Origin of the sequence: Stenotrophomonas sp. CFBP 13725 (assembly GCF_014841935.1) — a bacterium.
Taxonomy (GTDB): Bacteria; Pseudomonadota; Gammaproteobacteria; order Xanthomonadales; family Xanthomonadaceae; genus Stenotrophomonas.
Map to the genome: position 1 here is coordinate 466,355 of NZ_JACYUV010000002.1, position 11,844 is coordinate 478,198.

At 64.6% G+C, this 11,844-nt stretch carries 12 protein-coding genes; 6 read left to right on the plus strand and 6 right to left on the minus strand.

The genetic code is table 11. The features are described from left to right. Nucleotides 1-102 precede the first annotated feature (102 nt). The 4 genes from IFT65_RS05275 (at nt 103) to IFT65_RS05290 (ending at nt 6,849) form a co-directional block, all read left to right on the plus strand. Nucleotides 103-1,344: an efflux RND transporter periplasmic adaptor subunit gene (locus IFT65_RS05275; RefSeq protein WP_188327304.1), complete on the plus strand. Its 1,242-nt coding sequence runs from the start codon at nt 103-105 to the stop codon at nt 1,342-1,344. Between the two features lie 98 nt (nt 1,345-1,442). Further along, complete coding sequence (locus IFT65_RS05280; RefSeq protein WP_188324338.1) at nt 1,443-4,613, plus strand: multidrug efflux RND transporter permease subunit; 3,171 nt, start codon at nt 1,443-1,445, stop codon at nt 4,611-4,613. Nucleotides 4,614-4,699: 86 nt separating this feature from the next. Next, entirely contained in the window at nt 4,700-5,437 is a 738-nt protein-coding gene (locus tag IFT65_RS05285) for an SDR family oxidoreductase (protein ID WP_192080626.1), read from the plus strand. Continuing rightward, nucleotides 5,431-6,849, plus strand: coding sequence for an efflux transporter outer membrane subunit (locus tag IFT65_RS05290; RefSeq protein ID WP_188324336.1), 1,419 nt, complete (start codon nt 5,431-5,433; stop codon nt 6,847-6,849). The genes IFT65_RS05285 and IFT65_RS05290 overlap by 7 nt, the downstream gene beginning before the upstream one ends. A gap of 132 nt (nt 6,850-6,981) precedes the next feature. On the opposite strand, the gene IFT65_RS05295 is transcribed toward IFT65_RS05290, so the two are convergent. Further along, entirely contained in the window at nt 6,982-7,830 is an 849-nt protein-coding gene (locus IFT65_RS05295) for an endonuclease/exonuclease/phosphatase family protein (RefSeq protein WP_192080628.1), read from the minus strand. A gap of 192 nt (nt 7,831-8,022) precedes the next feature. Between IFT65_RS05295 and IFT65_RS05300 the strand changes: the two genes are divergently transcribed. After that, nucleotides 8,023-8,196, plus strand: coding sequence for a DUF1328 domain-containing protein (locus IFT65_RS05300; protein ID WP_042612362.1), 174 nt, complete (start codon nt 8,023-8,025; stop codon nt 8,194-8,196). A 197-nt stretch (nt 8,197-8,393) separates the two neighbouring features. Here the strand turns inward: IFT65_RS05300 and IFT65_RS18940 are convergent, their stop codons facing one another. The 3 genes from IFT65_RS18940 to IFT65_RS05315 are packed head-to-tail and all read right to left on the minus strand — an operon-like array spanning nt 8,394 to nt 9,656. After that, nucleotides 8,394-8,753 (minus strand): excalibur calcium-binding domain-containing protein, encoded by a 360-nt coding sequence (locus tag IFT65_RS18940; RefSeq protein WP_192080630.1) that lies wholly within the window; start codon nt 8,751-8,753, stop codon nt 8,394-8,396. Further along, nucleotides 8,750-9,133, minus strand: a complete 384-nt coding sequence (locus IFT65_RS05310; RefSeq protein WP_192080632.1) for a VOC family protein — start codon at nt 9,131-9,133, stop codon at nt 8,750-8,752. The genes IFT65_RS18940 and IFT65_RS05310 overlap by 4 nt, the downstream gene beginning before the upstream one ends. Nucleotides 9,134-9,191: 58 nt before the next feature. Next, the gene (locus IFT65_RS05315) at nt 9,192-9,656 is read right to left on the minus strand and encodes an isoprenylcysteine carboxylmethyltransferase family protein (RefSeq protein WP_192080634.1); all 465 of its coding nucleotides are present in this window, start codon (nt 9,654-9,656) and stop codon (nt 9,192-9,194) included. Nucleotides 9,657-9,741: 85 nt separating this feature from the next. Between IFT65_RS05315 and IFT65_RS05320 the strand changes: the two genes are divergently transcribed. Next, nucleotides 9,742-10,320, plus strand: coding sequence for a hypothetical protein (locus tag IFT65_RS05320; RefSeq protein WP_192080636.1), 579 nt, complete (start codon nt 9,742-9,744; stop codon nt 10,318-10,320). Nucleotides 10,321-10,337: 17 nt separating this feature from the next. Here IFT65_RS05320 and IFT65_RS05325 read toward each other — a convergent pair whose 3' ends face one another. Then, the gene (locus tag IFT65_RS05325; protein ID WP_188324330.1) at nt 10,338-10,787 is read right to left on the minus strand and encodes a response regulator; all 450 of its coding nucleotides are present in this window, start codon (nt 10,785-10,787) and stop codon (nt 10,338-10,340) included. 180 nt (nt 10,788-10,967) lie between these two features. After that, nucleotides 10,968-11,384 carry a hypothetical protein gene (locus tag IFT65_RS05330; protein ID WP_192080638.1) on the minus strand — a complete coding sequence of 139 codons (417 nt, stop codon included), beginning with the start codon at nt 11,382-11,384 and terminating at the stop codon, nt 10,968-10,970. Nucleotides 11,385-11,844: the final 460 nt, after the last annotated feature.

Sequence of the window (11,844 nt, forward strand, 5' to 3'; positions counted from 1 at the left end):
TTGTTGAGGTTGCACCATCCCCCGGTCGTCGGCGCTGCCGACAAACGAACGACTGATCACCTGTATCACCACCCCTTACGGATACATGCCATGAACACCATGATGACCCTCCACCGCACCACCCGCCGCGCGGCCTTGGCCACCGTCTCGGCACTTGCCCTGGCCATCCTGACCGCCTGCAGCGGCAGCCATGCCGAAGAAGCCGGCGCACCGCCTGCGCCTGAAGTCAGCGCCGCACCGGTACTGGTCAAGCAGATCAGCCAGTGGGACGAGTTCAGTGGCCGGGTGGAAGCGGTCGAGAACGTGGACCTGCGCCCGCGGGTGTCCGGCTACATCGACAAGGTGAACTATGTCGAAGGCGAGGAAGTAAAGAAGGGCGATGTGCTGTTCACCATCGATGCCCGCAGTTACCAGGCCGAGTATGACCGCGCCCGTGCCGAGCTCAACCGCGCACGCACGCAGTCCACCCTGGCGCGCGGTGAATCCGAGCGGGCCAAGCGCTTGTCGGACCAGCAGGCGATCTCCACCGAAACCTGGGAACAGCGCCGTGCCGCGTCCGACCAGGCCGGCGCGCAGGTGCAGGCCGCACAGGCCGCGCTGGATGCCGCCGCACTGAACCTGGAGTTCACCAAGGTGCGTGCGCCGATCAACGGCCGCGCCGGTCGCGCGATGGTCACGGCGGGCAACCTGGTCAGTGCCGGCGATGCGGCCAGCGTGCTGACCACGCTGGTGTCGCTGGAAAAGGTGCACGTGTATTTCGACGCCGATGAAGCCACCTTCCTGCGCTATGCGCAGATGGCCCGCAAGGGCGAGCGTCCGAGCGAGCGCGATGCGTCGCTGCCGGTGCGTATCGGGCTGAGCGGTGAGCAGGGCTTCCCGCACGAAGGCAAGGTCGACTTCCTGGACAACCAGGTCACCCGCAGCACCGGCACCATCCGCGTCCGCGCACTGCTGGACAACGCAGACCGCCAGTTCACCCCGGGCCTGTTCGCCCGCGTGCAGCTGCTGGGCAGTGGCCAGTTCCAGGCGATGCTGATCGATGACCGCGCCGTGCTGACCGACCAGGACCGCAAGTACGTCTATGTGGTGGACAAGGACGGCAAGGCGCAGCGCCGCGATATCGCGCTGGGCCGTACCGCTGATGGCCTGCGCATCGTGGAAAGCGGCCTCGCCGCCGGCGACAAGGTGATCGTCGATGGCGTGCAGAAGGTCTTCATGCCGGGCATGCCCGTGCAGGCCAAGGCGGTCGCGATGCAAGGTCCCGCCGCACCTGCTGTTGCACCGGCGAAGGCCCCGGCTCCCGCCCCGGCCCCCGTTGGTACTGAAACCGCCGCACTGAACTGATCCAACCGGCCAGCGTCACCGCGATGCCCGAACCCCTGCCGGATTGGCAGGGGCAGGGCGGCTGCATCCCGGCGTCGGCCAAACCAAGGACATTCCCAATGGATTTCTCACGCTTTTTCATCGACAGGCCGATCTTCGCGGCGGTGTTGTCGATCATCATCTTCGCCGCCGGCCTGATCAGCATTCCGCTGCTGCCGACCGGTGAATACCCCGACGTGGTGCCGCCCTCGGTGGTGGTGCGCACCGTGTACCCGGGCGCCAACCCGAAGGTGATCGCTGAAACAGTGGCCACGCCACTGGAAGAAGCCATCAACGGCGTCGAGGACATGATGTACATGAAGTCGGTCGCCGGCTCCGACGGTGTGCTGCAGATGACCATCACCTTCCGCCCGGGTACCGATCCGGATGCGGCGGCGGTCAAAGTGCAGAACCGCGTCGCCCAGGCGCAGGCGCGACTGCCTGAAGACGTGCGCCGGCAGGGCGTGACCACGCAGAAGCAGTCGCCGACCTTCCTGATGGTGGTGCACCTGACCTCGCCGAACGGAAAGTACGACACGCTGTACCTGCGCAACTACGCGCGCCTGCACGTCAAGGACGCGCTGTCGCGCATCCAGGGCGTGGGCGATGCGCAGATCTTCGGTGGCGGTGACTACGCCATGCGTGCCTGGCTGGACCCGGACAAGATCGCCGCGCGCGGCCTGACCGCCAGCGATGTGGTCGGCGCGATGCGCGAGCAGAACGTGCAGGTCTCGGCGGGCCAGCTCGGTGCCGAGCCGATGCCCAACAGCCAGTTCCTGACCCTGATCAATGCGCAGGGCCGGCTGAAGAGTGAGCAGGAATTCAACGACATCGTGCTCAAGAGCGGCGCTGACGGCGAAGTCGTTCGCCTGTCCGACGTGGCCCGTCTGGAGCTGGGTGCCGGTGACTACACGCTGCGTTCGCAGCTGGATGGCAAGAACGCAGTGGGTATCGGCATCTTCCAGGCCCCCGGCGCGAACGCGCTGGAAATCCGCGATGCCGTCATGAACACCATGGACGAGATGCAGAAGACCTTCCCGGCCGACGTCAAGTACGAAGCGGTGTATGACACCACCATCTTCGTGCGCGACTCGATCAAGGCCGTGGTGTCCACGCTGCTGGAAGCCATCGCCCTGGTGGTGCTGGTGGTCATCCTGTTCCTGCAGACCTGGCGCGCGTCGATCATTCCGCTGATCGCGGTGCCGGTGTCCATCGTAGGCACGTTCGCTGCACTGTATCTGCTCGGTTTCTCGATCAACACACTGAGCCTGTTCGGCCTGGTGTTGGCGATCGGCATCGTGGTCGATGATGCGATCGTGGTGGTGGAGAACGTCGAGCGCAACATCGAAGAGGGTCTGTCACCCACCGCCGCTGCCCATCAGGCCATGAAGGAAGTGTCCGGTCCGATCGTCGCCATCGCGTTGGTGCTGTGCGCCGTGTTCGTGCCGATGGCCTTCCTGTCCGGCGTCACCGGCCAGTTCTACAAGCAGTTCGCCGTCACCATCGCCATCTCCACGGTGATCTCGGCCATCAACTCGCTGACCCTGTCGCCGGCCCTGGCCGCACGCCTGCTGAAGCCGCATGACGCGACCAAGGATGCGCCCACGCGCATCATCGACCGCCTGTTCGGCTGGATCTTCCGTCCGTTCAACCGCTTCTTCAAATCCAGCTCGGAGAAGTACGAGCGCGGCGTATCGAAGATCCTCGGCAAGCGCGGTGCGGTGTTCGTGGTGTATGCCCTGCTGCTGGTCGGTACCGGCGTGATGTTCAAGCTGGTGCCGCCGGGCTTCATCCCCACGCAGGACAAGTTGTACCTGATCGCGGGTGTGAAGCTGCCGGAGGGCTCGTCCATTGCCCGCACCGACGCGATGCTGAAGAAGGTCGCGCAGATCGCCATGGAAACCGATGGCGTGGCGCATACCATTTCGTTCCCGGGCCTCAACGCGCTGCAGTTCACCAACACGCCCAACACCGGTGTGGCGTTCGTGCCGCTCAAGCCCTTCAGCGAACGCAATGGGCGTACCGCTGCGCAGATCAATGCGGAGATCAACCAGAAGATCGCCGGGCTGCAGGAAGGCTTTGCGTTCTCGATGATGCCGCCGCCGATCCTCGGGCTGGGTAACGGCAACGGCTACCAGATGTTCATCGAAGACCGTGGCAACCTGGGCTACGGTGCGCTGCAGACCGCTGTGCAGAGCATGCAGGGCGCGGTATCGCAGACACCGGGCATGGCCTTCCCGATCACCAGCTACCAGGCCAACGTGCCGCAGCTGGATGCCGAGGTGGACCGTGTAAAGGCCAAGGCACAGGGCGTGCAGTTGACCGAGCTGTTCGACACGCTGCAGACCTATCTGGGCTCGGCCTACGTCAACGACTTCAATCAGTTCGGTCGTACCTGGCAGGTGATCGCGCAGGCTGACGGACAGTTCCGTGACAGCGTGGAAGACATCGGCCGCCTGCGCACCCGCAACGACCGCGGCGAGATGGTGCCGATCGGCTCGATGGTCACCGTCAAGCAGACGTTCGGCCCCGACCCGGTGCTGCGCTTCAACGGCTACCCGGCGGCTGATCTGGCCGGTGAAACCGATCCGCGCCTGCTGTCATCCACCGAAGGCATGGCCAAGCTGAGCGAGATCGCCGCGCAGGTGTTGCCGCCCGGCATGGTCACCGAGTGGACCGACCTGAGCTACCAGCAGGCCACCCAGGGCAATGCCGCGCTGATCGTGTTCCCGGTGGCGGTGATGCTGGCCTTCCTGGTGCTGGCCGCACTGTATGAAAGCTGGTCGCTGCCGCTGGCGGTGATCCTGATCGTGCCGATGACCCTGCTGTCCGCGCTGTTCGGTGTATGGCTGACCGGTGGCGACAACAACGTGTTCGTGCAGGTCGGTCTGGTGGTGCTGATGGGGTTGGCCTGCAAGAACGCCATCCTTATCGTCGAGTTTGCCCGCGAGCTGGAAATGGGCGGCAAGGGCATCGTCGAATCTGCGCTGGAAGCCTGCCGCCTGCGCCTGCGCCCGATCGTGATGACCTCCATCGCCTTCATCGCCGGCACCGTGCCGCTGGTGCTGTCCCATGGTGCAGGCGCCGAGGTCCGCTCGGTCACCGGCATCACGGTGTTCGCCGGCATGCTGGGCGTAACGTTGTTCGGGCTGTTCCTGACCCCGGTGTTCTACGTGGCCCTGCGCAAGTTCGTCACCCGCAACGGCGGTGGCCAGCTGGTCAAGCATGGCGAATCGACGCTGCACCATTGATGCGACGTTCCTGACCTGACCCTGGTAGCGCCGAGCCTTGCTCGGCGGCTCCCGGAACCCTCTTTCAAGCTGCAAGGATTGAAACAATGAACGCACATACGAACAAGATCGCGCTGGTCACCGGCGCCACCCGTGGCATCGGCACCGAGACCGTGCGCCAGCTGGCGCAGGCCGGCGTGCACACGCTGCTGGCTGGTCGCAAGCGTGACACCGCCGTGGCCGTCGCACTGAAACTGCAGGCCGAAGGCCTGCCGGTGGAAGCCATCGAACTGGACGTCACCGATGAAGCCAGCGTAGCCGCTGCAGTGGAGCAGGTGCGCCAGCGCCACGGCCACCTGGACATCCTGGTGAACAACGCCGGCATCATGATCGACGACATCAGCAAGGCATCTTCGCAGCAGTCGCTGGAGACGTGGCGCACCACCTTCGATACCAACGTCTTCGCACTGGTAGCCGTCACCCAGGCGTTCCTGCCGCTGTTGCGCGAATCGGCTGCGGCGCGCATCGTCAACGTGTCCAGCCTGCTGGGTTCGGTGACGCTGCACAGCCAGCCGGGCTCGCCGATCTATGATTTCAAGGTACCGGCCTACAACGTGTCCAAGAGTGCGGTGAACGCATGGACCGCGCACCTGGCCTATGAACTGCGCGACACCGCGCACAAGGTCAACACCGTGCACCCCGGTTACGTAAAGACCGACATGAACGGCGGCGAAGGCGAGGTCGAGGTATCCGTAGGCGCGCAGTCCAGCGTGCAGATGGCGCTGCTGGATGCCGACGGCCCGAATGGCAGCTTCACCTACCTGGGCGAGGTGCTGCCGTGGTAATCAAAACCTTGGCGGTCGCCCTGTCCAGCGTGCTGCTGGCTGGCTGCGTGACCGTCGGACCCAACTACAAAGCACCGGTGGAAGCACCGGTGGCCCTGCAGGGGGCTGCGGCACCGGTGTACAGCACCGAGTCGCCGGTAGCCACCTGGTGGGCACAGTTTGACGATCCGGTGCTGGAAGAGCTGGTGCATCGCGCGCTGGCTGACAACCTGGATCTGCGCGTGTCGGTATCGCGCGTGCAGCAGGCGCGTGCAGTGTTCGTTGAACGCCGCCTCGACCAGGCACCGCATGTCACCGCCGGTGGCGCGTACGATCGCCGCAAGCAGCCGGAAACGCTGGCCGGTGGTGAGCGGGTCTTCAGCGAAAGCTACCAGCTGGGCTTCGATGCCGGCTGGGAGCTGGACCTGTTCGGACGCCAGCGTCGCGCCGCAGAAGCCGCCCGCGCGGATCTGGATGCCGAGTGGGCGAACCTGGCTGATGCACAGGTATTGGTCGCCGCTGAAGTAGCGCGCAACTACTTCGAGCTGCGCGGTACGCAGAAGCGCATCGCCGTGGCCGAGCAGACCCTGGGCAACCTGCGTGACACCCAGAAGCTGACCGAAACCCGTTGGGAACTGGGTGCCGGCAGCGAGCTGGACGTGCAGAGCAGCCGTGCACGCTTGAAGGCCATCGAGGCCGACATCCCGCTGCTGGAAGTGGCACAGACCCAGTCACGCCATCGCTTGGCGGTGCTGCTGGGACTGCGTCCGGAATCGCTGGACGGCATGCTCGCACCGCGCGACATGCCGGCCTTCGCCAAGGCGCTGCCACTGGGTGACACCCGCGAACTGCTGCGTCAGCGCGCTGATGTGCGCGTGGCCGAGCGTCGCCTCGCTGCGGCCACCGCACGCATCGGCGTGGCCACCGCAGACCTGTTCCCGCGCCTGTCGCTGACCGGTTTCGTCGGCTTCCTCGGCGGCGATGCCAGCGGATTGATCAGCGGCAGCAACAAGGCATGGTCGTTGACCCCGCAGCTGAGCTGGGCCGCGTTTGATTTCGGCACGGTGCGTGCGCGGTTGAAGGCCAGCAAGGCCGAAGCCGATGGCGTGGCCGCGCAATACGAACAGGCTGTGCTGCTGGCGTTGGAAGACACTGAAAACGCGTTGACGCGCTATTCCAAGCAGCAGGCCCGGCTGGCGATCGTCGCCGAGCAGGCGCAGGCGGCGCGGCGTGCCGAAACGCTGGCGCAGGTCCGCTATCGCGAAGGGTCGGAAGACTTCCTGACCCTGCTCGATGCCCAGCGCACGCAACTGGTGGCGGACGACGCCCTGGCCGCCGCCGAAGCCGAGGTCAACGTCAGCGTCGTCGGTGTGTACAAAGCCCTCGGCGGCTGGGGCCAGGCCGCACAGCCGAGCATCGCCTTGGCACAGTGACCCATAGGGTCCGGTCTCGCCACTGCGCTCGCCGACCATGGGTCGGCGCTACCCATGCCACGGTAGCGCCGAGCCATGCTCGGCGAGCGCAGCGGCGCTCTCAGCGAACACCCCGCCGAGTACGACTCGGCGCTACTTCGCGTCCCAGTCCAGCTCCACCACCAGCGGGAAATGATCCGACGGCAGTATCCCGTCCACCCGCGCATCGACCGTGGCGAAATCCCGCGCAGTGAACCCACGCACCAGCACCCAATCCAGTTCCGTGGTCGCCTTGCCGGTGAAATCATGGAACGTATTCTTCGGCCCGCGCGGTGCAGCCACCTGCGTGCGCGCATCCTTCAGCGCACCCGTGAACGCAGCGTACGTGGGTCCGCCCGGCTCACTGTTGAAATCACCCGTGACCACCACCGGAATGTCTGCCGGCAACGTCTTCAGGTGCGCCACGATCGCCTGCGCTCCACGGACCCGACGCGGCTCATCTTCATCACGATAGGGCAGGTGGGTATTGAACAGATAGAAGCGCCGCCCATCCTCCACGCGACGGAACAACCCCCACGTCACCATGCGCGGGAACAGGTTGCCCCAGCTGATGCTGCCGGCCACGTCCGGCGTATCAGAGAGCCAGAAGTTACCCGACTGCTCCAACGCCACCGCCTTGCTGTCGTAGAACACGCCCATGTGCTCATCGTCATCGCCACCGCGTCGGCCTTCGCCGAACCAGCGGTAATCGGGCAACTGCGCGGCCAGGTAATCCGCCTGTTCCTTCACCAGTTCCTGCGTACCCATCACCGCCGGATGCGCTTGGCGGATGGTGGTCACCAGGGCCTCCCGGCGGTCCATCCAGCGCTTGCCGGGCGCGGTATCCGCAGGCGTACGCACATTGAAGGACATCACCTTCAACGGGGGCGGTGTAGCAGCGGCTGCCGGCAAAGCCAGTGCCAGAAGAAGTAATGCGGCAGGGCGCCGCAGGCGGTTCAACATGGGAATCCCTCCATTCCGTGAAATCGTTTGCAGGCAAGAGTCGCATGGTCGGTAGGGAAGGGGATGTGCCGGAATGGCTGGTTTGCCGAGTCGCATCTGATCTTCACCCAACGCAGGCGACAGGCTCACCCCTGAACGACGCGGCCCTCGTTAAGGTTTCTCCAACACGCACTCCTTGTTGGAAGGAATCACATGATCAAGTGGGCCATCATCTTCGCCATCATCGGCCTCATTGCCGGTGCACTCGGCTTCGGCGGCATCGCCGGCGCCTCGGTCGGCATCGCCAAGTTCCTGTTCTGGGCCGGCATCATCATCGCCGTGGTGCTGTTCCTGCTGGGCATGACCATCGCCAAGAAAGTCACCTAGTCGCGCGACCGAACCCCGCGCAACAAACGAAAAGGCCGCCCCGAAAAGGGCGGCCTTTTCTGCGTTGAGGGTGCCGGCGACGGTACATCCGACGTGGCACATCCGACGGGGTACATCCGACGCGGTCTATCCGGCGCGGTAGAGCCGACTTCAGTCGGCTGCTCTTCCATCGGCGCCAGTCACCTCAAACGAGCCACTCAACGCCCCCGATACGGCTCACACCCCACACCATCATTATCCCGGTCCAAATGCGGCCCATACCCCGGGTCTCCCCGACGCACCGGCGCCGCACCCGCCGCCCGTGCTTCCGTGCAGTTTTTGAACGCCCCGCCACGCGCACGCGGCGCGTTGAAGTCCTGCCGATCCACAGGACGGGGCAGTGCGGCTGCCGCAGCGCCGCCATGGCAGTGATAATCCCCTGTCGCCCGGTTGGTATGGCATCCCTGCTTGTTCAACCCGCCGCTATGCCCCTCAGCCATCTCCGCCACAACGAGGGCGCCGGCCAGCACAGCGCATTGCAGCCAGCGCACCGGCGCACCGTTCGCGGCGCGGTTCATCGGGTGACGGCCACGGTGATCACCGCCTCAACCCGATATCCATCCGGGTCGATCAGAAAGCCCGCGTAGTAGTGCTCGCCGTATTCCGGCCGCAGCCCGGGCACGCCATTGTCCTGACCGCCGGCAGCCAACCCGTCGTGGTGGAAGGCGTCGATCTGCCCGTGCGAAGCGGCTGCAAACGCAATATGGAAACCGTCTGCCGGCGGCGTGGCGTCCGCTGAAAGATTGAGCAGCAGCAGGTCCTGGCCATCCACCAGCCCATAGCCGATCGATTCATCGCCGTCGAAAACACGGCGGTAACCCAAGGCGCCCAGCGCGGCGTCGTAGAAGCGGCCAGCACGCGCAAGGTCACGGACGGCCAGAGAAAGGTGATGGAACATGGGCGGCCCGGCGAGAAAGATGGGCAGAGCATAGCTGCGAATCTGCCTCTGCGATGGTTTACAACCAGCGACGGGTGCGGCGACGCATCTGTGCGAACGCTGTTGGAAACTTGCGAGACAGCACGCGTTCTTCCGGCAGAATCTGCAGGTAGGTGATGTAGACGACGAAGACAGCGACCGGTAAAAGCGCGGTCGCGAGTTGGAGCCCCAGTGCCAAGCCCAGGACAATGCAAGCCTGCCCGAGATACATGGGGTTACGCGAGTAACGGTAGATGCCGCCCGTGACCAGATGCGAGGCACGCCCAGGTGAAAGGGGGTTTACCGTCGTCCGAGACCGCCGGAACTGCATCTTCGGTATCAGGTTCAGGGCCAGCCCTATCACTGCAACGATAAAGCCTGATGGGCGGAGCCATGTTGCGGAAGGCATGACTCCAATCCCGTTTTCGGCCAGGCCCCACGCCAAGGCGCCGCAGGCCAGCATGAGGATCGGAGGTGGAACTCGATTTTCCAGGCGGCTGCGCATGCGCGCAATGATGCCACGTCGCCGGAAGTCACCCTGCCGCGCGGCACGTTCCCGCGCCGGCGGCGGACTCTACCATCGGGTCAACATGTACATCGTCCGCATCCAGCGCGGCACACTCCGGGGAAGCGCCATGCAGGTAAACAGTGATCGCCGGCTGACGCTGGCCTTGGCGGCGCTCGGCGCTGCTGCCGCGCTGGCGTTCGTCGCATGGGAGTACCTGCATGGCGGCGTCAAAAGCCACCATCTGCTCAACCATGCCGACCTTCCCGCAATATCCAATTGGTGGGGCCTGCTGATGCTGCCGCTGCTGGGTGCAACCGCAGGCTGGTCCATCGCCCGTCAACGCTCCCGCACCTCATCGGCGGTGTCGCGTGCCCTCATCGCAGCCGTCGGCGCACTGATTGTCGGCGTTGCACTCTCGATCGCGTTTACCACCGGGCACGAGTACGCCGCGTCCATCATCTTCCTCGGCCTTGTCTTGTCGGGTCTGGTGCTGCCGGTTTACCGCGCGGAGTATCTTTTCGGCTTCGTGCTGGGCATGGCCTTTACGTTCGGTGCTGTGCTTCCCACCTTGGTCGGACTGGTTGCGGCCCTGCTTTCGGCCGCAACCCATCTGCTCACCTATCCGCTGATACTGAAGGCGTATCGCCGCGTGCGGGCCTGACGCAGAATGTCTGAGGGTCAGGCGGTAGGCACGAACGGCGGTGGCTGGTTGGTGACGCCCCAGAACATTCCCAGCTCCTGTACCGCTTCCAGAAACTCATTGAAGTCGATTGGCTTGACCACGAACGCATTCACGCCCGAATCGTAGCTCTGCACCAGATCTCTCTCCTGGCGCGACGAGGTCAGCATCACAACGGGGGTGCTCTTCAGCAGGGCATCGCCGCGGATCTCGGCGAGCACTTCCAGTCCATTCAATTTGGGCAGTTTCAGGTCCAACAGCACGACGACGGGGCCGCCGTGCAACGCGCCTGCATACGGTCCATGGCTGCGCAGATAATCCAGCGCTTCTTGGCCATCCCGTACGTGCACGACGGGGTTCAGCAGCTGGCACCGCGCCAGGGCGGCCATCGTCAGCTCAGCATCTTTCATGCTGTCTTCTACGAGCAGAATCGGTCGCAGGTCTTTCATGGAGCGTCCTTGATCAATCAGTGCGCCGGTTGCCCTGGCGCCGGGAAGGGCGCATAGCTTTGCACGCCCAATAGGGACTGTCAGTAGTTTCCTTAACAGTTAATCTTAACAATTAAGTTAAGGGTACGTGTAGGTATGGGGCGGGGCATAGTGCGCACCCCGAGCCACCCGGTCAGTGCATCAGGACGGGTTGCAGGTCGTATCAGAGGCCGACTTCACCATCGCCCGGCCACTGACAATCAGCCCCTCCACGAGGTGTTCGCTCAACACGCCTTCGGGATCGCCGTCCTGCTTGGCCAGATGCACCGCGTGCAGGATCTCGAAGATAGACGCCAAGCCCTGCAGGGTGCGAAGCGGGATGGCGACCTTGCTGTGTCGTTTGAGATCGCTGAATGCATCTGCGCCCAGCAGCGGGGCGTCGTCGGCCACGTCGGGCACCAGTTTCAGGTGCACCGTGCGGCTGCGGGCGATCTGCTCCCGCTCATGCTCTTCCAGCGTCCGTTCCAGCTTTTCAATGAAGCGGGGCGGAAACGAATGCATCTTGTCGCCAAGCAGGGCGTGCAGGCGCTTGGCGCCCAGCGGGTACTGCGATTCCATCGGTATGCCTCGCATTGCATGAAGGCCACCTGCGCCAAGGCGCGAGGTGGCAGGCGATGCGGGTTGGCATACCGGGCGTACATAACCATAAACCGGCGGATCAGGGATCCCCACGCACCGCCCGCCGTAAACCGGTAGGCGATGCTGTGCATTCTCCGCCGTGCCCCGTGGGGCAGAACAGAGTCAACAGTTATGGACGCTTACAGGATGCCAATCCCGACTGGTGCCGTAGGGCGCCAGCGGATCCATCGTGCGCAGGTCAAGTACCTGCGTCCATGAGGAAAATTGCGAAGTTAGAAGATCGGGAACGCGCTCGGGGCGCTGCTCTACCATTGTCGGTGACGCGCCTGGCCTCACCATGATGCGAGCGATGATGGCGGTGAGCCGATGCCTTTACGTCACCCGCTCAAAGGCGGAGCGAGCCACCACCCAGTTCATGCTCCGCCGCAAGCGCGAGATA